Below are 21560 nucleotides of genomic sequence, written 5' to 3'. Positions count from 1 at the left end.
TATTTCTGACAAATTAATGTGAGGAATATCTAATATGAATAAAGAAACTGCTACACCAGAAAGATATTATTTGGGCTTGGCAACATTTGAAAATTTTTGGGGGGAAGATTTAAGTTCTGTTGTCATTGAACACTATATTAATAACCTTAGTAATAGCAGTGCGAAAAAATACCCTAGGTCACAAACGTTGTCTAATATTGCAAATAAAGCTGTTATGAAAGATATTTTTGCATTTAAATATGAGCTCGGTGTTAATGATTCATATGATTATTGGGTTGTTGAAATAACAACTAAAAGTGGCAAAAAATATCGTACAAAATCGAGTTTTTATTGTTCTATTACCTTCGAAGATAAAGGAAAAATGGTATTGGGGGTTAATGGGGACTCCAAGCGGCTGTATGTGCATTTTCCGTCATCGTCTGACTGTTCTACCGCATTTAACGAAATATAATTAATAACTGCTTATGCAGAGTAGGAATATTTATTATTCCTACTAAAAAATTAATTACTGATTTCATCAAGGGAAAGTTTAAAGCCTGGGACAAATTTTTCCATAAAATAGTTCATTTCAGGGCTTTTTCTTTCTTCTAATATTTTCTCTAGACGTTTTTTTGCAAGTTTAAATTCACTATTACCTGCGGAAAGTTCCTCTAAACATTTCAAATAAGCACATAGTGAATCAGCTTGTTTAACCAATGAATGTTCTTCAGCAGTTTGTAAATCTTCAATAATTAGCTCACGGAAGTCATCTCGCAGTTCTTCTGGTAGCATTTCGAGTAATTTTTGCTGGGCGAACTTCTCTATTTTTTTATATTCATGAGCAATTTGCTGATTATGATATTTAATCGGAGTTGGTAAATCCCCAGTGATAACTTCGCTCGCATCATGGTACATGGCTAACATAGCTATTCGTTCTGCATTAACCTGACCACCGAATCGACGATTCTTGATGATAGCAAGAGCATGGGCAACCATAGCCACTTGCAAGCTATGTTCCGAAACGTTTTCAGTTCGGACATTACGCATTAACGGCCAACGATGGATTAATTTCATTCTAGCAAGGTGGGCGAAAAAGTAGCTCATAAGTCCTCTTTTATGGTGTCTACAAACAACAAAAATTATAACGGAAATAAAGTGACAGTGATATAAATTTATTGTTTTTTAATTGGTTACTACTTAGTGACTGTATTTTAATGTTATTTTGTCAAATTAAGAGCGTCTTAATAATATTATCTAATTTAGATTGTAAATTAACTGATATTTTAATTGTGTTGAATTATGTAATCAAAAAAATATAATGAATATTCAATCCATAAATAAAGAGGCAGTATGAAATATTTTCCATTTATATTATTGGGCTTTTTCCTTGTGGCAATTTATTTTATTTCCATTCTTTGATTATCAGAATAATACAGTCTATTAGTGATGGCTAGATTTAGAATAAAAAAGCCTCCAGAGCTGGGGGCTTTTATTCTATATTTTACCCAATTCTATTGGCGATAACCTTCCAGGAAACGGCCAAATTTATTAATCGCCATTTCAAGGTCGTCAGCATAAGGTAATGTAACAATTCTAAAGTGGTCGGGTTCAGGCCAGTTGAATGCGGTACCCTGAACTAATAGTACTTTTTCTTGTAGTAACAGGTCTAAAATCATTTTCTGGTCGTCATAGATATTAAATCGTTTAATATCTATTTTCGGGAACATGTAAAGAGCACCTTGCGGTTTGACACATGAAACACCCGGTATTTGGTTGATCAATTCCCATGCACGATTACGTTGCTCATATAAGCGGCCACCCGGCTGAATGAATTCGCTAATACTTTGATAGCCACCCAATGCAGTTTGAATAGCATGTTGCATTGGCACGTTGGCACATAGGCGCATAGAGGCTAGCATTTCTAAGCCTTCAATGTAGCTTTTAGCATGTTTTTTCGGGCCGTTTAATACCATCCAACCTTGGCGGAAGCCAGCGACGCGATACGTTTTCGATAAACCATTAAAGGTGATGGTTAATAAATCAGGGGCGAGGGCGGCAATCGAGTGATGCACAGCATCATCATAAAGAATTTTGTCGTAAATTTCATCAGCATAGATAATAAGATTGTGCTGACGAGCCAACTCGACAATTTCCATTAATAGATCTTTGCTGTAGACAGCACCGGTTGGGTTATTTGGGTTGATAACCACAATCCCACGCGTTCTTGGGGTGATCTTTTTGCGAATATCTTCAATATCAGGCATCCAACCTTGCTGCTCATCACACATATAATGAACGGCTTTCCCACCAGAAAGGGAAACTGCAGCAGTCCATAGTGGGTAATCAGGGGCAGGGACTAACATTTCATCGCCATTATTAAGCAGTGCTTGCATCGCTTGGACGATAAGCTCAGATACACCATTACCAATGTAAACATCTTCTACCGTCATTTCGTGAATACCTCGAGCTTGGTAGTGCTGGACGATAGCTTTACGTGCAGAATAGAGCCCTTTGGAATCACAATAACCTTGAGAGCTCGGCAGATTACGTAAGACATCGACTAGGATTTCATCTGGGGCTTCAAAGCCAAACGGGGCCGGGTTACCAATATTGAGTTTGAGGACTTTGTTGCCTTCTTCTTCTAGGCGCTTAGCTTCTTTTAATACGGGCCCACGAATGTCATAGCAAACATTATCGAGCTTACTGGATTTAGTTAGATTATTCATAGTTCTCTCATTACCCTAAGGGTTACATTGGTCGAGCCGGCGTTATTCCTTTACTGTACTCTTCCCTCAGAAGCTTTTGAAGATGCAAGGTTATTTTTGGTGTAAAAGGTTGGTTTACGCGTAAATGTAATGTTTGGTATCTTATTATCTTACTTAGGTTAGCTGTCTATTCCAAAAATAGGGTATTAGTTGGATTATAATTTTAACATTCTTTGATGTTTTGGAGTATAAATAGTAAAAAAGCATAAAAATAGTGAAGAAGGAAAAATTGTATCAAAATGTAATATTAAGCATTGAATGGTTAAATCAGACATGTTTTTTTTGCGGTAATGGCCTTTTTTCATAATAATTAGTGTGATTTTGTTAGTAATATTGATTGTTTCGAGGTGTTTTTTTTAACGAAAAGTGCGCCTTAAATTCATAACTCATTGATATTTTTGGCTATAACCAAATAGTGAAATGAGTTTTATAATGTGCTTACATTAAAATAATTGCGATTACATTAAATATGTTACTATTTAGGCGTTTCCAAGAAAGCATGTTTTAGCTTGTTTTTTAAGAAAACATTGCCTTTTTATTAAGATTATTTGATTTTTGGAAGTATGCTATTTGTACACATGCCTTATCGTCAATGAATAATGGACAAGGTGCAAAAAAGTAAAGTAATGAGAAGTTATTGCAGATCTATGGATTAGAAATGCACTCGCTTAGTAGTCGCTATAAACTCGCTGATTCTCATGGAGGAGAGCAGAAACACCAGGTAACATAAAATTATATAAGAGAATGAACGATGATAAATTCCAATCGTCCCATCATGAACCTAGATCTTGATTTGCTACGTACTTTCGTCGCTGTCGCAGATCTTAACACGTTCGCAGCTGCAGCTGCAGCCGTTTGTCGAACACAATCTGCTGTGAGCCAGCAAATGCAGCGCCTAGAGCAATTAGTCGGCCGTGAGCTTTTTGCTCGTCATGGGCGAAATAAACTGCTCACTGCGCATGGATTACAATTGCTTGGCTACGCAAGGCAAATACTTCGCGCCAATGATGATGCAACGGCATCGTTAACCTATAATGACGCGGATGGTGAATTGCGTATTGGTGCATCTGATGACACCGTCGATATCTTATTACCTTTCTTGCTTAATCGTATCGCATCTGTCTATCCAAGAATTGCCGTTGAAGTGCGTATTAAACGGGCACAGTTTATTGAGTCAATGCTCGATAACCATGAGATAGACCTTGCTTTAACAACGGCAAGAATTAGCCACCATCCCAAAACGGCTTTAAGAACTGTGCCTGTTTTGTGGCATAGTGCACCGGATTTTCAATTGCGTTCTAATGAGCCCATTCCATTAGTGGTTATGGACGAAACTAACCCATATCGTAAACTTTGTACTAGTGCTCTTGATGATGCAGGTTTGTCATGGCATGTGGCGTATGAAGCGGCTTCTTTACCTGCTGTCCGTGCAGCCGTAAATGCAGAAGTTGGGGTAACAGCAAGGCCAATGGAAATGCAAAATGCAGATTTACGCATTTTGAGTGAAGCTGATGGGTTGCCTCGTTTACCTGATATTCAGTATTGGTTGTATAAGAATGCAGATGAGCAAAAAGATTTTGTTCTGACTGTATTCGATGCGATTGAAAACAAAAAAATTCCTTATGTTGCAACTCCAGCAAGTGAATTGGTGGATATCAACGAAGAAGGTAATTAATTTAATCGATTCAACTGGTTATCTTAAGCATAATATTTAATCGATTTATTGTACTGACGGCAATTCCAATTATCTTGGGATTGCCGTTTTTTTATATCTTTTTTGTCCGTTTATTACTGAATCACTTGTTTGTGATCAATGTGTTATTGGTCATGTACAAATAAAATCAATGTGTTAATCACAGTCTAAATAACATTCGGGCTGTGGTTGTGATGGCATTCATTGGTTGAATGGCTTACGTACGCGTAGGTTAAGCTGTTTGGTGGTAGATGAAAGTGGATCGCTGCTGATGACTGAAACGATTATCTCATACCGTGGAACAAAATTTTCAATATTGGGAAATGGCATCGAGAAATTTGTTCTTGTGGGTGTTTAAATAATCCTCAGTGATATTTTTAATAGGTTATCAAATTCAAGTTTATCAATTTTTTTATCGATATCCGCTCATAAAAAAAACAATTAACCACTTAATAAGTATGGTTAAATAGGAAAGACCATGAAATAATTGTGATGTAGCTGGCATAACCTGAATTTCATTGTTTAGTTAACAATTTGTTATGTTGTTAACAATATTTTTTTATTGAATAGATAAAATAGCGCTGGAATGTCAGGTAGTTACTTGAAGTCATGCGTTAAAAAGAGTTACAAAGACTTAAAGTTAAATTGAATGCTATGTAAACAAATTGAGTACTTTTTCAATAAAAGTGTGCGTTAGATCAAATAAAAAGCGCAATTTTTCATCTGTTAAGACAGGTTTTTCCTGAGATAATGGTGTAGTAAAAACGAATAATCAGTTAAACTAGTTTGCGTGTTTACTTGAGTATCATTACACTGACACGTTTTAGCAGATTATGAGTACTTTTTGTTGTTCCGTTGTTTTTGTAGTGTGAAGTTTTTGTAACAAATACGGGTTATTTTACTTAATTTAAGTAAGGTAAATTGTAATGAGAGAGGACAAACCAAACGCAGTCAACAGACTGATTTAAGTTTGGTGATATTTTAGTTTGTGATCAATTTTGGTCTTTCTTCTCGATTAACTGGGCAATTGTGGTGCAATACTGCCGTGATGTAAAAAAGAGCAGTTAACACACCATAAGTAATGAGTAAGCAACGAGTATGTCTACATCAATCCTAGCGTTAGCCCATAACTGGGCGTTTGCGATATTCCTTATCGGCACTATCGGTCTTTGTGCTTTCATGTTGGTCGCGGGTCACTTTTTAGGTAGCCGCGCCAAAGCCAGAACAAAACACGTTCCTTATGAGTCCGGTATCGACTCGGTCGGTAGTGCACGTCTCCGCATGTCCGCTAAGTTTTACTTAGTCGCCATGTTTTTCGTTATCTTCGATGTTGAAGCCATGTTCTTATTTGCATGGTCAGTTGCCATCCGCGAAGCCGGTTGGGTAGGTTTCATCGAAGCCGCGATCTTTATTTTGGTATTGTTGGCGGGACTGTTTTATCTCGTCCGCGTTGGGGCATTGGATTGGACTCCAGTCCGTTCCCGCGGAAAAGTAAAGCATCCTAGTGAAGTTATTAAAATCAGCAATCGTCATCCGCAGTAAAAAGCGAGGCATTATACAATGGATTATACGCTCACCCGCATAGATCCGAACGGTGAGAACGACCGTTACCCACTGCAAACCCAGGAAATCGTAACAGATCCACTGGAGCAGCAAGTTGAAAACAGTGTTTACATGGGGAAACTTTCTCATGCACTTCACGATGTGGTTAACTGGGGGCGCAAAAACTCTCTCTGGCCATATAACTTTGGTCTTTCATGTTGCTATGTAGAAATGGTGACTTCGTTCACGGCTGTTCATGACGTCGCCCGCTTTGGTGCAGAAGTACTGCGTGCTTCACCTCGTCAAGCCGATTTCATGGTAGTTGCAGGTACTTGTTTCACAAAAATGGCACCTGTTATTCAACGTCTGTATGACCAAATGCTTGAACCAAAATGGGTTATTTCCATGGGTTCATGTGCCAACTCTGGTGGCATGTATGACATTTATTCTGTTGTACAAGGCGTCGATAAATTTATTCCTGTGGATGTATATATCCCAGGTTGCCCACCACGCCCAGAAGCCTATATGCAGGCTCTGCTTCTATTGCAAGAATCTATCGGTAAAGAGCGTCGTCCGCTATCTTGGGTCGTTGGAGACCAAGGGGTTTACCGTGCCAATATGCAATCAGAAAGAGAAAGAAAGCATGGTGAACGTATTGCAGTGACAAACCTGCGTACACCAGACGAAATTTAAGGCTTAAAGCCATACAGCGTAACAGAGCAATGTTGTTGCGAAATAATAAACCTGATCAAGCGTTATGGTGAAGAATGATGACAGATCAGATAGCGCAAGCGAGTAGTAACCAGCCAGGATGGCAGACACAGGATCACTTAAACGACCCTGTGCTTCTGGAACTGCGCAATCAATTTGGGCCGGATGCCTTTTCTGTTCAAGCAACTCGCACTGGTATGCCAGTGCTTTGGGTGCGTCGTGAACAGTTACTGGAAGTGGTCGATTTCCTAAAGAAATTACCAAAACCGTATGTCATGTTATTTGACTTACATGGGGTAGATGAACGTCAACGAATTCACCGTCAAGGTCTGCCAGAAGCAGATTTTAGTGTTTTCTATCATATCATCTCCATCGATCGTAACCGCGATATCATGTTAAAAGTCGCTCTTAATGAGAAAGACTTAAACGTGCCTTCTATTGTTTCACTGTTCCCGAATGCGAATTGGCATGAGCGTGAAGTGTGGGACATGTTCGGTATAACGTTCCAAGGTCACCCGAATCTACGCCGCCTTTTAATGTCACCAAGCTGGGAAGGCCACCCACTGCGTAAGGATTACCCTGCGCGTGCGACCGAGTTCGACCCTTTTGTGCTGACTAAGCAGAAACAAGATCTGGAAATGGAAGCTTTGACTTTCAAACCAGAAGAGTGGGGCATGGCACGCGGAAATGAAAACGAAGATTTCATGTTCCTGAACTTGGGGCCAAACCACCCATCCTCACACGGTGCGTTCCGTATCGTACTGCAATTGGATGGCGAAGAAATTATCGACTGCGTACCTGATATCGGCTACCACCACCGTGGCGCTGAAAAAATGGGTGAACGCCAGTCATGGCACAGCTACATTCCTTACACCGACCGTATCGAGTACCTCGGTGGTTGTGTGAATGAAATGCCATATGTGTTGGCCGTTGAAAAATTGGCAGGCATTGAAGTGCCAGATCGCGTCAAAACGATCCGTGTCATGTTGTCTGAGTTATTCCGTATCAACAGCCACTTACTGTACATCAGTACCTATATCCAAGACGTTGGTGCGATGACCCCAGTCTTCTTTGCGTTTACTGACCGTCAAAAAGTCTACAACGTCATTGAAGCGATTACCGGTTTCCGTATGCACCCTGCATGGTTCCGTATCGGTGGTGTCGCTCACGACTTACCACGTGGCTGGGAAAAACTGCTGCGTGAGTTATTAGACTGGCTGCCAAAACGTTTAGAGTCTTATGTCACTTCCGCACTGAAGAACTCCATCTTAAAAGGCCGTTCTATTGGTACCGCAATGTACTCAAAAGAAGAGGCGTTGGCATGGGGTGTGACAGGGGCTGGATTACGTGCAACAGGCGTTGATTTTGACGTGCGTAAATGGCGTCCATATTCAGGCTATGAAAACTTCGAATTTGATATCCCTATCGCGCATAACGGTGACTGTTATGACCGTGTGATGATCAAAGTGGAAGAGATGCGCCAGAGTATCCGTATTCTTGAGCAATGCTATAAGAATATGCCAGAAGGTCCTTTCAAAGCTGACCATCCACTGACAACTCCGCCACCAAAAGAGCGTACGTTGCAGCACATCGAAACCCTGATCAACCACTTCTTACAAGTGTCTTGGGGTCCGGTGATGCCAGCAAATGAGTCATTCCAGATGGTTGAAGCGACGAAGGGGATCAACAGCTACTACTTAACCAGTGATGGCAGCACAATGAGCTACCGCACGCGTATTCGTACGCCGAGCTACGCTCACTTGCAGCAAATTCCTGCGGTTATCAGAGGCAGCTTAGTTTCAGACTTAATCGTCTATCTGGGTAGTATCGATTTTGTAATGTCGGATGTGGATCGCTAACCATGCATAATGAACATAACGAAAATGAGAAGCACAACGAGCTCAATGTCGTGAACGTGTTTGAACCGCAAGTCAATCATGGCTTTGTCTTAACCGAGAAAGAGCGCGAAGAGATTGAAGGTGAGAAACACCATTACGAAGACGCACGTGCTGCCTCAATTGAAGCACTGAAAATTGTGCAAAAAAACCGCGGTTGGGTTGAAGATGGTGCGATCCATGCTATCGCTGACGTCTTAGGTATCCCAGCTAGTGATGTTGAAGGGGTGGCGACATTCTATAGCCAAATCTTCCGCCAACCAGTGGGTCGCCACATTATTCGCTATTGCGACAGTGTTGTTTGCCATATTACAGGTTATCAGGGCTTAGAAGCTGAAATCATTAAACAGCTTAATATTCGCCCGGGCCAAACAACAGCTGATGGCCGTTTTACATTGCTGCCGACCTGTTGCTTAGGTAACTGTGACAAGGGTCCAACGATGATGATCGATGATGACACTCACAGCTACGTGCAGCCTGAAAATATTCAAAAATTACTGGAGCAGTATCCATGACAAATTCTGTTAATCCAGTGATCCGTACTGCTGAAACTCATCCCCTAACATGGCGTTTGCGTGATGACAATCAGCCTGTTTGGTTAGATGAGTATCGCAGTAAAAACGGATACAAAGGTCTTGAGCGTGCGCTCAAAGGCATGGCACCGGATGAAGTTGTGAATCTCGTGAAAGACGCTGGCCTGAAAGGGCGAGGCGGTGCGGGCTTCTCAACAGGTCTGAAATGGAGCCTGATGCCAAAAGACGAAAACATGAAACTGCGTTACTTTTTATGTAATGCGGATGAAATGGAACCGGGCACTTATAAAGACCGTCTATTGATGGAACAACTTCCTCACTTGTTAGTTGAGGGGATGATCACGGGCGCTTATGCACTAAAAGCTTACCGTGGTTATATCTTCTTACGGGGTGAATACGTTGAAGCCGCGCAAAACCTGCGTCGTGCCATCGAAGAAGCTAAAGCGGCAGGTCTATTAGGCAAAAATATCCTCGGTTCAGGTTTCGATTTTGAACTATTTGTCCACACCGGCGCTGGGCGTTATATCTGCGGTGAAGAAACCGCACTGATTAACTCTTTAGAAGGCCGCCGTGCTAACCCGCGTTCTAAGCCACCATTCCCTGCCACATCAGGTGCTTGGGGTAAACCAACTTGCGTTAATAACGTTGAAACCATCTGTAACGTGCCTGCTATTTTAGAGCACGGAGACCAATGGTATATCGATTTAAGCGCAGGTAAGAGTAAAGATGCGGGTACTAAACTGATGGGTTTCTCTGGCCGTGTGAAAAACCCGGGTCTGTGGGAACTGCCATTTGGTACGACGGCACGTGAAGTGCTGGAAGATTACGCAGGTGGTATGCGTGATGGACTAAAATTAAAAGCATGGCAGCCGGGTGGCGCAGGGACAGACTTCCTGACCAACGACCATCTCGACTTACCGATGGATTTCGAAAATATTGCCAAAGCGGGAAGCCGTCTTGGTACTGCATTGGCGATGGCGGTTGATCATGAGATCAACATGGTTTCGTTAGTGCGTAACCTAGAAACCTTCTTTGCCCGTGAATCCTGTGGTTGGTGTACACCGTGCCGCGATGGTTTGCCATGGAGTGTGAAAATTTTACAAGCGCTGGAAAAAGGTGAAGGGCAGCCGGGGGATATTGAAACCCTAGAGCAACTTTGCCGTTTCTTAGGGCCGGGTAAAACTTTCTGCGCTCACGCACCGGGTGCGGTCGAACCGCTACAAAGTGCCATCAAATATTTCCGTGATGAATTCGAAGCGGGTATTTCGCAAAAAGATCTGCGTAACATTGTGCAGATTGCGGGTATCCAGCCCAACCTGCTGAAGCAGCGCTGGTAATTATTTAGCGATTGAGCAACCGCTAAAGAGATTTTTCACGAAGAACGTATTTTTGATTAACGCCTGCTTTATGCGGGCCTTTGGGAAGCATGCTGACTATGGCTACAATATATGTAGACGGCAAAGAATATGACGTAAACGGGTCTGAAAACCTGTTACAAGCCTGTCTTTCTCTCGGGCTAGATATTCCTTATTTTTGCTGGCATCCGGCGCTGGGAAGCGTTGGCGCTTGCCGCCAGTGTGCGGTTAAGCAGTATCAGAACGCAGATGACACTCGCGGTCGCCTAGTAATGTCTTGTATGACACCCGCAACGGAAGGGACTTACATCTCAATTGATGATGAAGAAGCCAAACAATTCCGTGAAAGTGTCGTGGAATGGCTGATGACCAACCACCCTCATGACTGCCCAGTCTGTGAGGAAGGTGGGAACTGTCACCTACAAGATATGACGGTAATGACCGGTCATAATATGCGTAAATATCGTTTTACGAAACGTACTCACATTAACCAAGACCTCGGTCCATTTATTAGTCATGAAATGAACCGTTGTATCGCGTGTTATCGTTGTGTTCGTTACTACAAAGATTACGCAGGTGGCACCGATTTAGGGGTTTATGGCGCACATAACTATGTGTATTTCGGTCGTACTGAAGACGGTACGCTGGAAAGCGAGTTCTCCGGTAACTTAGTTGAAGTTTGCCCTACTGGGGTATTCACCGACAAAACTCACTCTGAGCGCTATAACCGTAAATGGGATATGCAATTTGCACCGGGTATCTGCCAGCAGTGCAGTATCGGTTGTAATACTAGCCCCGGTGAGCGTTATGGTGAAATCCGCCGCATCGAAAACCGTTATAACGGCTCGGTAAACCACTATTTCCTGTGTGACCGTGGTCGCTTTGGTTATGGTTACGTCAACCGTAAAGACCGTCCTCGCCAAGCCGTACTCAATAAAAATGGCGTTAAGAACGTGATTTCGGCTATCGAAGCGATGCAAAGAGGTGCGCAAATTATCAATCAAGCGAAAAAAGTGATTGGTATCGGCTCGCCGCGTGCTAGCGTTGAAAGCAACTATGCATTGCGCGCTTTAGTCGGTGCAGAAAACTTCTACTCAGGTATTTCTGCGGGTGAGCAAAGTCGCTTAGCGCTGATGCAAAACATTTTGCAAAATGGTGGTATCTATACCCCAACATTGCGTGAAGTGGAAGGCTATGATGCGGTACTGGTTCTGGGTGAAGATTTAACTCAGACGGGCGCACGTATGGCGTTATCTGTTCGTCAAGCCGTGAAAGGGAAAGCGCGTGAAATGGCCGCAGCGCAGAAAGTCGCTGACTGGCAAATCGCCGCTATCCAAAACATTGGCCAACACGCGAAATATCCGCTGTTTATTACCAATGTTGATGATACTCGCTTAGACGATGTGGCCGCCTTTAATTACCGTGCTCCAGTCGCTGACCAAGCGCGTTTTGGTTTTGCTATCGCCAATATGATTAATGGCGAAGCCCCTGCGGTGAATGATTTACCGGCAGACTTAAAAGCCAAAGTGGAAACCATTGCTCAGGCCTTAGCGGGTGCGAAAAAACCATTAATTATCAGTGGTAGCCATAGTGCCAGCGAGGCAATGATCCAAGCGGCCGCTAACGTGGCATTTGCACTGAAAGCGAAAGGCGCGAATGTTGGGTTATCTTACTTAGCGTCTCATGCAAATAGTTTCGGTCTGGCAATGATGAACGCACAGCCACTAGACAGCGCTTTAGCTCGCATTGAAGCGAAAGAAGCGGATGTGGCTGTTGTTATCGAAAACGACTTGTACCGTCACAGCAGCGTGGATGCGGTCAATAGCGCACTCGCAAAATTGAGCCACTTGATTGTTGCAGACCATCAGCAAACGGACATCATGGATAAAGCAACATTAGTTCTGCCTGCAGCGAGTTTTGCTGAAGCAGACGGTACGTTGATTAACCAAGAAGGTCGTGCACAACGTTTCTTCCAAGTCTTCGACCCAACGTATTACGACAAAGCTATCGTGATGAACGAAAGCTGGCGCTGGATGCATTCACTGCAAACTGAAGCGCAAGAGCGTGATGCAGATTGGTCTCAACTGGATCACGTTATCGCTGATTGTGTTGCCGCAATGCCACAATTCTCAGGTATGGTTGATGCGGCTCCGAAAGCGTCTTTCCGTATTCGTGGTCAAAAACTGGCGCGTGAACCACATCGTTACAGTGGTCGTACAGCGATGCTAGCAAATCAATCTGTCCATGAGCCTCGTCAACCGCAAGATATTGACTCTCCATTTGCTTTCTCAATGGAAGGGAACAACAGCCCAACCGCGCCGCGCCAGCAAATTCCATTTGCATGGGCACCGGGTTGGAACTCACCGCAAGCCTGGAACAAATTCCAAGCCGAAGTGGGGGGACACCTGTTATTTGGTGACCCGGGTATCCGTTTGTTCAATTCAACAGAAGGTAAATTGGCTTACTTCACTGAAATTCCAGCGGCTTATCAAGCCAGCGAAGCTCAGTGGGTTGTCGCACCTTATTACCACCTGTTCGGTAGTGATGAAATGTCACAGCGTTCAGAAGTGATCCAAGAGCGTATGCCAGAGCCATATATCATGCTGAACACGCAAGATGCTGCGTCACTTGGCTTGGTAGCAGGAACAAAAGCTGAATTTAGCCATGCAGGTCAAGCGTTTAACTTGACTGTTCGTCTCAGCAATCACTTATCTACAGGTCAAATTGGCTTACCGTTAGGCATGCCAGGTATCGCACCTTCAATGGCTGGCGTGTCAGTCAATAATCTGCGGAGGGGAGCATGATGGATTGGATTTCTCCTGAAGTGATGGAAGTGTTAATTTCCATCCTTAAATCTGTCGTCATTTTATTGGTTGTTGTGACTTGTGGGGCCTACATGAGTCTGGGAGAGCGCCGTATTCTCGGTCTATTCCAGAACCGTTATGGTCCAAACCGCGTTGGTCCGTTTGGGATGGGCCAGTTAATCGCCGACATGTTCAAAATGCTGTTTAAAGAAGACTGGATCCCACAGTTCGCGGACAAGAAAATCTTTACGCTTGCGCCAGTGATTGCGTTTTGTTCACTGTTCTTAGCATTTGCTATCGTCCCTGTTAGCCCAACATGGCACGTTGCAGACCTGAATATTGGGATTTTATTCTTCCTGATGATGGCGGGGCTCGCGGTCTATGCGGTGTTGTTTGCGGGTTGGTCAAGTAATAACAAATACTCATTATTAGGTGCGATGCGTGCGTCAGCACAAACCGTGAGTTACGAAGTGTTCTTAGGCCTTTCTTTAATGGGCGTGGTTGCACAAGCAGGTTCTTTCAACCTGATTGATATTGTGAACTCCCAAGAAGGCATGTGGAACATCATTCCTCAGTTCTTTGGTTTTGTGACTTTTGCGATAGCGGGCGTTGCGGTATGTCACCGTCACCCGTTTGACCAACCAGAAGCAGAACAAGAGATTGCGGATGGTTACCACGTTGAATACTCAGGCATGAAGTTCGGTCTGTTCTTCGTCGGTGAGTATATCGGTATCGTAACGGTTTCTGCCCTGATTGTGACGCTGTTCTTTGGTGGCTGGCATGGTCCATTCCTGCCGTCATTCTTGTGGTTTGCTATCAAAACTGGCTTCTTCATGATGATGTTTATCTTGATCCGTGCCTCTTTACCGCGTCCACGTTATGACCAAGTGATGTCTTTCGGTTGGAAAATTTGCCTGCCGTTGACACTGCTTAATCTGCTGGGTACTGCAGCAGTGATTTTATACAACGCTCAGTAAGGGGTGATTGAACCATGACATTGAAAGAGTTATTGGTCGGTTTCGCCACCCAAGTACGTAGTATTTGGATGGTCGGCCTACATGCGTTCGATAAACGCGAAACGCAAATGTATCCAGAAGAGCCGGTTTATCTGCCACCCCGTTACCGTGGGCGTATCGTGCTAACGCGCGACCCTGACGGTGAAGAGCGTTGCGTTGCATGTAACTTGTGTGCGGTTGCTTGCCCAGTGGGGTGTATTTCACTGCAAAAAGCCGAGCACGAAGATGGCCGCTGGTACCCTGAATTTTTCCGCGTTAACTTTTCGCGCTGTATTTTCTGTGGTCTGTGTGAAGAGGCTTGCCCAACGACGGCAATCCAATTAACACCTGATTTTGAAATGGCCGATTGGAGACGTCAGGATCTGGTTTACGAGAAAAATGACCTGTTAATTTCAGGCCCAGGTAAATATCCTGATTATAACTTTTACCGTAAATCGGGTATGGCGATTGCAGGTAAAGACAAAGGTGAAGCGGATAACGAAGCGAAACCTATCAACGTCAAAGACCTGTTGCCATAAGGAGCGATATTCATGGAATTTACATTTTATATCGCCGGTCTAGTTGCCATTTTAGCAACTTTAAGGGTGATAACGAATACAAATCCAGTGCACGCACTGTTGTATCTGGTTGTTTCTCTGCTGGCTCTGTCAATGGTGTTTTTCTCCCTCGGTGCGTATTTTGCTGGGGCATTGGAAATCATCGTGTATGCAGGTGCCATTATGGTCCTGTTCGTGTTCGTCGTGATGATGCTCAACTTGGGGCGTTCTGTTCAAGAACAAGAGCGCGCTTGGTTGACACCGAAAAACTGGATTGGCCCTGCGGCGTTATCCGCAGTTTTATTGGCTATCTTAGTTTACGGCATCACCTCGTTGTCATATCAAAATGGCATTGAGGGCACCATCATTGGGGCGAAAGAAGTGGGTATTAGCTTGTTCGGGCCGTATGTTCTGGCTGTCGAATTGGCGTCATTGCTACTACTAGCGGGTTTAGTCGTCGCATTCCACGTTGGACGTGACCGTAAAGAAAACGGTGCTGATCTTGTGAGCATCGCGAAGGTGGAGGAGCAAAAATGATACCTCTAGAGCATGGTCTGATTTTAGCGGCAATTCTATTTGTGATGGGGCTTAGCTGCCTTGTTATCCGCCGCAACTTGCTTTTCATGTTGATCGGACTGGAAATCATGATTAACTCAACTGCACTGGCATTTGTGGTTGCAGGGAGTTTTTGGGGGCAACCAGACGGCCAGATTATGTATATCTTGGCAATCGCACTGGCTGCAGCGGAGGCGAGTATTGGATTGGCGTTGTTACTGCAACTCCATCGTCATCGTCAGAACCTGAATATTGATAAAGTCAGTGAGATGCGCGGATGAACCTACTCTATTTAACCATTCTGTTGCCTTTACTGGGGTCGGTACTGTTAGCCTTCTCCCGTGGACGCTGGTCAGAAAACGTTTCGGCCATTATTGGTGCGGGGTCGGTCGGCTTAGCGGCCATCGTCGCATTCTATGCTGGCAATGAATTTTTAGCTCAAGACGCAGGTAGCGTATTCATCCAGCCACTTTGGACTTGGATGTCTGTCGGTACCTTTAATATCCCATTCACCCTAATGTTAGATGGTTTATCTCTGACCATGTTAGGTGTGGTAACGGGTGTGGGCTTCCTTATTCACGTATACGCTTCTTGGTATATGCGTGGCGAGGAAGGTTACTCACGTTTCTTCGCTTACACTAACCTGTTTATCGCGAGCATGGTGGTTTTAGTTCTCGCTGATAACATGATGCTGATGTATCTCGGCTGGGAAGGGGTAGGGCTGTGCAGTTATCTGTTGATTGGTTTCTATTATACCAATCCAGAAAACGGTAAAGCCGCCATGAAAGCGTTCTTTGTCACGCGTATCGGTGACGTGTTCCTCGCCATTGGTATGTTTATCCTGTGGAATGAGCTCGGTACATTGAATTTCAGCGAAATGGCGGTGTTAGCACCTCAGAAATTTGCTGAAGGTTCAAGTGCGATCAATTGGGCAACCTTGATGTTATTAGGTGGCGCAGTCGGTAAATCAGCACAATTACCATTGCAAACGTGGTTGGCAGATGCGATGGCGGGTCCTACGCCAGTTTCAGCATTGATCCACGCCGCAACCATGGTAACGGCCGGTGTGTACTTAGTGGCTCGTACCCACGTTCTGTTCTTATTAGCGCCAGAAGTTTTACATTTAGTTGGCGTTGTGGGCGCGGTGACATTGGTACTGGCTGGGTTTGCTGCACTGGTTCAAACGGATATCAAACGTGTACTTGCATACTCCACCATGAGCCAAATCGGTTATATGTTCTTGGCACTGGGTGTGCAAGCTTGGGATGCTGCGATTTTCCACCTGATGACGCATGCTTTCTTTAAAGCGCTGTTATTCCTGTCAGCAGGTTCGGTCATCTTGGCATGCCACCACGAGCAAAACATCTTCAAAATGGGTGGGTTGCGTAAGCAAATTCCATTTATCTACGCTGTGATGTTGATTGGCGGAAGCGCACTGGCAGCATTGCCACTGTTTACTGCTGGTTTCTACAGTAAAGATGCCATTTTGTGGGGTGCGCAGCTTGATGGACAAACTGTATTGTTGTGGGCCGGTATCCTCGGTGCATTAATGACCGCAATTTATACCTTCCGTATGATTTTCATCGTGTTCCACGGTGAAGCAAAAATCAAAGCGCATAAGGTTAAAGGCATCACTCACACATTACCACTGGGTATTTTGGCTATCCTTGCAACGTTTGTTGGTGCATTAATCCACCAACCACTCGAAGGGGTATTCCCTGCAGAAGCTGCTGGCAGTGAAGACGGTAAAGTCTTACTCGAAGCGATTTCTGGCGGGTTTGCTATCGCAGGTCTATTAATTGCGGTATTCCTCTACCTGTTTAGACGTTCAATAGTCGATGCTATCGCAAAAACTGCAGTGGGTCGTTTCTTCAGCGCATGGTGGTACCAAGCGTGGGGCTTCGATTGGCTGTATGACGTAGTCTTTGTAAAACCGTTTAAAGGTATTGCATGGCTACTGGAAAGCGATCCGATTAACTCTCTGATGAATATCCCTGCACATCTTTCACGTTGGGCAAATAAAGGGCTTGCAGTGAGTGAAAACGGCCAAATCCGTTGGTATGTTGCCTCGTTGGGGCTGGGTGCAGTGCTGATTCTTGCTCTGCTGCTTTTGGTTTAATTAAGGGACACATTGCGCCATGCTATTACCCTGGCTAATACTCATTCCCTTCATCGGAGGCCTGCTAAGCTGGCAGGCTGACCGGTTCAGTCATCGCGCACCGCGTTGGATTGCACTGGCGACGATGGGAATAACATTGATACTTTCCGTGCAATTGTGGTTACAAGGGAACTACTCGCTTGTTAATCCACAAGGTATTCCACAGTGGCAATCTGTTTTCTTTATGCCGTGGATCCCGTCACTGGGAATTGACTTTCATTTAGCAATTGACGGTTTATCACTGCTGATGGTTGTATTAACGGCTATCATGGGGGCTTTTTCGATTCTGAGCTCTTGGAGTGAAAACCAAAAGAACCAAGGTGCGTACCACTTTAACCTGCTGTGGATTATCACAGGGGTGATGGGGATTTTTACCGCGGTTGACCTGTTCTTATTCTTCTTCTTCTGGGAGATGATGCTGATCCCAATGTACTTCCTGATTGCCAATTGGGGACACAAAGGGTCAGAAAACAGACAACATATCAAAGCTGCGACTAAGTTCTTCATTTATACGCAAGCGAGTGGTTTGATCATGCTGGTCTCCATCATTGGATTGGCACTAGCAAACTTCAATACTTCAGGTGTATTAACATTCGACTATAACCAACTGCTGGGAGCAGAGCTCTCTAGCAACGTTGCGTTTATGTTGATGTTAGGCTTCTTTATCGCCTTTGCCGTTAAAATGCCTCTGGTTCCATTCCATGGTTGGATGGCAGATACTCAAGAACAATCGCCAACAGCGGGTTCTGTAGATATCTCCGGTATCATGTTAAAAACCGCAGCATACGGTCTGTTACGCTTTACTTTGCCTCTATTCCCAGAAGCCTCTATCCAGTTCACGCCAGTGGCGATGACGCTGGGTGTGATCAGTATCTTCTATGGTGCATGGTTGGCATTCAAACAAACGGATATCAAACGTCTAGCAGCGTACAGTAGCTTATCCCACATGGGGTTTGTGACAGTCGCTATTTACGCGGGTTCAACCTTGGCTTACCAAGGTGCGGTGATCCAAATGATCACCAACGGTTTATCTGGTGCGGCACTGATTATCATTAGTGGCCAACTGTATGAACGTACGCAAACTCGTGATATGCGCATGATGGGTGGATTGTGGAAACGCATTAAATGGTTACCAGGAATGTCCCTGTTCTTTGCTGCGGCAACGCTAGGAATGCCAGGTACAGGTAACTTCATTGGTGAGTTTATGATCCTGTTTGGCAGCTTCAGCCAATTCACGTTAGTGACTTGCATTATGGTTTTTGGTGTGGTGTTTGCGTCTATCTACTCACTGTGGATGATGCAACAGACTTACTACGGCACACCAAAATCAGAAAAAGAAATGAAAGGGTTAACGGCGCGTGAGTTTGGTGTGCTGCTGGCTCTGGCTGCTTTACTGGTTATCATTGGCTTCTATCCGCAACCAATTTTAGATACATCAATTGGTTCGATGGAAACATTGCATAACCTGTATTCTGCTTCACTTACAACATTAGGGCTGTAATTCGCCATGACAATAACTCCTCAAGAACTGATCGCAATACTGCCACTGATGATCGTCGGGTTGACGGCGGTGGTTGTGATGCTGTCCATTGCGTGGCGACGCGATCACCTTACCAGTGCCGCGCTGACAGTATCTGGCTTTATTATTGCGTTGCTTTCACTCATTTGGGTAGCCGACGGCTACCTAATGGATGTGACTTCGCTTATCCGTGTTGATGGCTTTGCGCTGTTCTATAGTGCATTAGTCCTGATTGCAGGTATCGGAACGACTATCTTTGCTTATCACTGGTTAGAAGGTTTTGGTGATAATAGAGATGAGTTCCACTTACTCGTTGCTATCGCAGTGGCGGGTGGGGTGCTGTTATCTATGTCAAATCATATGGCGTCAATGTTTATCGGTATTGAGCTGATTTCATTGCCATTGTTTGGCTTAGTTGCCTATACCTTTGAGCGCAGTCGCACATTAGAAGCTGGGATCAAGTACATGCTGTTATCTGCAGCAGCGTCTTCATTCCTGTTATTCGGAATTGCATTACTGTATGCAGAATCGGGTAGCTTAAGCTTTGCTGCGGTTGGTCAAAGCCTTTCTGATAGCCAGATCCACGCACCATTGGTGATGATTGGCTTCGGTATGCTCATTGTAGGATTTGGTTTTAAACTGTCTCTGTTTCCATTCCAACTGTGGACACCAGACGTTTACCAAGGCGCTCCTGCGCCAGTGTCAGCCTTCTTAGCAACGGGCAGTAAAATCGCTATCTTTGCCGTATTAGTGCGTATCTTTCTGGAAGCACCAATCACCAATAGCAATACATTGTCGATTGTCATTTCAGTAATTGCGATAGCCTCTATTCTGTTTGGTAACTTACTGGCTATCACGCAAAAAAGTGCAAAACGCTTGCTGGGTTACTCATCCATCTCGCATATGGGATATTTATTGGTTGCTCTGGTTGCGCTTCGTATCGATCCAGTCGCTTCACAAGTCACTATCGCAATCTACTTAGTGGGTTACTTGTTTGCAAGCCTAGGGGCATTTGGTGTTGTGAGTATCGTTTCAAGCCCTTACCGTGGTGATGACCAAGATGATTTCAGTGCATTCCGTGGTCTGTTCTGGCATAAACCTGTTCTCGCAACGGTAATGACGGTGATGATGCTGTCACTGGCGGGTATTCCAATTACATTAGGATTTATTGGTAAATTCTATGTGATTGCATCCGCGGTGAACGCAGAGTTATGGTGGTTAACAGGTGCTGTCGTTGTCGGTAGTGCAATTGGTTTATATTACTACCTGCGCTTTATGGCTAGCCTATATAGTCGTGATGCGGAACATGCAGAACGTTATACAGGCCCTGAAAAAGCAACGTTAGGAACGGTTGTTGCTGTTATATGCGCCATTGCAGTTATCGTCTTTGGGGTATGGCCACAACCCCTTATTGATATGACATCAACAGCGCTTGCTGTGCTTAATTAGTAGGCAGAAAATTTCCTATTGTTGATAAACCGGTTACTTCAGAGTAGCCGGTTTTTTTTAGTCAGGTAACTGGCGTTGATATTGATACTCCATGTCGTCTAGGAATGACATGAGTACCTGGCTTGCCATATTGATCTCTTGAATATTCAATGTTTTTTCAGACGATTTTTCATTAATGAAATGACACCATTCCGACCAGTAATCTTTAATTAAACCTATCTGAGTAATAATTGACAGCTTATGTGAGTCTATGATTGTTATTTGGTCAGCTAATAACATGAGTTGAGCTAGTTTAAATATTGTTTTATCAATGTGATTAACCTCTTCTTTTAATTCTAAAATTTGGTTTCCTAAATCTAATCTGACCTCGACAAGCTGCGCAAACTCTAAACCATCATCAATGACTGATAATAAATTTTTAATAAAGGCAATGGCTGATTTTAATATTTGTTTTTTATTTGTTGGCATATCAATTGAGTCAATTAACTCATCATTTAACAAATGTTTCTTTAAGAAATCAGTGATTTTAGATTTTAAGATGATATCTTCTGCTGCGGTAATAACGGAGTGTTGCTGATTGATTTCATTTATTTTTAGCATTTTGCTATTTTTGGATGTGACTAGGAGCTCTTTTTGCTCTGCGTATTGCTGTAGTTTATGTTGATTGCTTTCTTCCACGTGAATGAGAGACAGAGAGTCTGTGGTATAACTGAATTTAGTAATTATTCTTTCTAGCTCTAATTTAAAATCGATTAAATCCTCAATAAAACTCGTGACTAAAATTCCGTCAGGTGTATTTGTGTTTTCACTATTTAATTCACTTTTTAGAATGTAATTTAATTTTATTTTTAGCTTCGGTATCGAGTTTCTGATTGTTTCATTTATATTGAAACTCTTACTTGCAATTTTTTGTATTTTTCCGTGTATGATAAAGTCATAATGTATTATATTTTTATTGAATGCGGAGATTTCATTTGACATATGCCTTAACTGATAAATATCAATGGAGGGCAATATCGGTAAATCAAGCTTATCTTGCATATGAGTACC

The 21560-nt window shown here is 43.6% G+C and carries 18 protein-coding genes; 15 read left to right on the top strand and 3 right to left on the bottom strand.

Features of this window, described 5'->3' with window-relative positions; translation table 11 throughout:
• Positions 1-34 precede the first annotated feature (34 nt).
• On the top strand, positions 35-451 hold the full coding sequence (locus CYG50_RS23100) for a hypothetical protein (RefSeq protein ID WP_229597463.1): 417 nt from the start codon (positions 35-37) through the stop codon (positions 449-451).
• Positions 452-501: 50 nt separating this feature from the next.
• On the opposite strand, the gene yfbR is transcribed toward CYG50_RS23100, so the two are convergent.
• Together yfbR and CYG50_RS11410 are read right to left on the bottom strand one after the other, a co-directional pair.
• Complete coding sequence (yfbR, locus tag CYG50_RS11415; RefSeq protein WP_102137639.1) at positions 502-1083, bottom strand: 5'-deoxynucleotidase; 582 nt, start codon at positions 1081-1083, stop codon at positions 502-504.
• A gap of 407 nt (positions 1084-1490) precedes the next feature.
• Positions 1491-2705 (bottom strand): pyridoxal phosphate-dependent aminotransferase, encoded by a 1215-nt coding sequence (locus CYG50_RS11410; RefSeq protein ID WP_004259802.1) that lies wholly within the window; start codon positions 2703-2705, stop codon positions 1491-1493.
• Between the two features lie 790 nt (positions 2706-3495).
• Here CYG50_RS11410 and CYG50_RS11405 point away from each other — a divergent pair.
• From CYG50_RS11405 to nuoN, 14 genes are all read left to right on the top strand, one after another.
• Entirely contained in the window at positions 3496-4419 is a 924-nt protein-coding gene (locus CYG50_RS11405; protein WP_102137640.1) for a LysR family transcriptional regulator, read from the top strand.
• Positions 4420-5535: 1116 nt separating this feature from the next.
• Positions 5536-5979: an NADH-quinone oxidoreductase subunit A gene (locus tag CYG50_RS11400; protein ID WP_004259806.1), complete on the top strand. Its 444-nt coding sequence runs from the start codon at positions 5536-5538 to the stop codon at positions 5977-5979.
• An 18-nt stretch (positions 5980-5997) separates the two neighbouring features.
• Positions 5998-6672 carry a NuoB/complex I 20 kDa subunit family protein gene (locus CYG50_RS11395; protein WP_004912254.1) on the top strand — a complete coding sequence of 225 codons (675 nt, stop codon included), beginning with the start codon at positions 5998-6000 and terminating at the stop codon, positions 6670-6672.
• 74 nt (positions 6673-6746) lie between these two features.
• Positions 6747-8549: an NADH-quinone oxidoreductase subunit C/D gene (gene nuoC / locus CYG50_RS11390; protein WP_375373114.1), complete on the top strand. Its 1803-nt coding sequence runs from the start codon at positions 6747-6749 to the stop codon at positions 8547-8549.
• A gap of 2 nt (positions 8550-8551) precedes the next feature.
• The gene (nuoE, locus tag CYG50_RS11385) at positions 8552-9100 is read left to right on the top strand and encodes an NADH-quinone oxidoreductase subunit NuoE (protein ID WP_036958085.1); all 549 of its coding nucleotides are present in this window, start codon (positions 8552-8554) and stop codon (positions 9098-9100) included.
• Positions 9097-10455, top strand: a complete 1359-nt coding sequence (gene nuoF, locus CYG50_RS11380) for an NADH-quinone oxidoreductase subunit NuoF (RefSeq protein WP_004259820.1) — start codon at positions 9097-9099, stop codon at positions 10453-10455. The genes nuoE and nuoF overlap by 4 nt, the downstream gene beginning before the upstream one ends.
• Positions 10456-10553: 98 nt before the next feature.
• Positions 10554-13277: an NADH-quinone oxidoreductase subunit NuoG gene (nuoG, locus tag CYG50_RS11375; RefSeq protein ID WP_102137801.1), complete on the top strand. Its 2724-nt coding sequence runs from the start codon at positions 10554-10556 to the stop codon at positions 13275-13277.
• Entirely contained in the window at positions 13277-14254 is a 978-nt protein-coding gene (gene nuoH / locus CYG50_RS11370; RefSeq protein ID WP_004912244.1) for an NADH-quinone oxidoreductase subunit NuoH, read from the top strand. Before nuoG ends, nuoH begins: the two co-directional genes overlap by 1 nt.
• A 14-nt stretch (positions 14255-14268) precedes the next feature.
• Positions 14269-14811: an NADH-quinone oxidoreductase subunit NuoI gene (gene nuoI, locus CYG50_RS11365; protein ID WP_004259834.1), complete on the top strand. Its 543-nt coding sequence runs from the start codon at positions 14269-14271 to the stop codon at positions 14809-14811.
• Between the two features lie 12 nt (positions 14812-14823).
• Positions 14824-15366, top strand: coding sequence for an NADH-quinone oxidoreductase subunit J (gene nuoJ, locus CYG50_RS11360; RefSeq protein ID WP_102137642.1), 543 nt, complete (start codon positions 14824-14826; stop codon positions 15364-15366).
• A complete protein-coding gene (gene nuoK / locus CYG50_RS11355) occupies positions 15363-15665 on the top strand; it encodes an NADH-quinone oxidoreductase subunit NuoK (protein WP_004912233.1) in 303 nt (100 codons plus the stop codon). The genes nuoJ and nuoK overlap by 4 nt, the downstream gene beginning before the upstream one ends.
• Entirely contained in the window at positions 15662-17503 is a 1842-nt protein-coding gene (nuoL, locus tag CYG50_RS11350) for an NADH-quinone oxidoreductase subunit L (protein ID WP_004259845.1), read from the top strand. Before nuoK ends, nuoL begins: the two co-directional genes overlap by 4 nt.
• A 19-nt stretch (positions 17504-17522) precedes the next feature.
• On the top strand, positions 17523-19043 hold the full coding sequence (nuoM, locus tag CYG50_RS11345; protein ID WP_102137643.1) for an NADH-quinone oxidoreductase subunit M: 1521 nt from the start codon (positions 17523-17525) through the stop codon (positions 19041-19043).
• A gap of 6 nt (positions 19044-19049) precedes the next feature.
• Positions 19050-20510 carry an NADH-quinone oxidoreductase subunit NuoN gene (gene nuoN / locus CYG50_RS11340; RefSeq protein ID WP_102137644.1) on the top strand — a complete coding sequence of 487 codons (1461 nt, stop codon included), beginning with the start codon at positions 19050-19052 and terminating at the stop codon, positions 20508-20510.
• Between the two features lie 57 nt (positions 20511-20567).
• Here nuoN and CYG50_RS11335 read toward each other — a convergent pair whose 3' ends face one another.
• The gene (locus tag CYG50_RS11335) at positions 20568-21551 is read right to left on the bottom strand and encodes an alpha-xenorhabdolysin family binary toxin subunit B (protein WP_102137645.1); all 984 of its coding nucleotides are present in this window, start codon (positions 21549-21551) and stop codon (positions 20568-20570) included.
• Between the last annotated feature and the right edge of the window lie 9 nt (positions 21552-21560).

Origin of the sequence: Providencia huaxiensis (assembly GCF_002843235.3) — a bacterium.
Classification (GTDB): Bacteria; Pseudomonadota; Gammaproteobacteria; order Enterobacterales; family Enterobacteriaceae; genus Providencia; species Providencia huaxiensis.
Note: the sequence above shows the minus strand (reverse complement) of the source record. Positions and strands in the feature narration are given on the sequence as shown.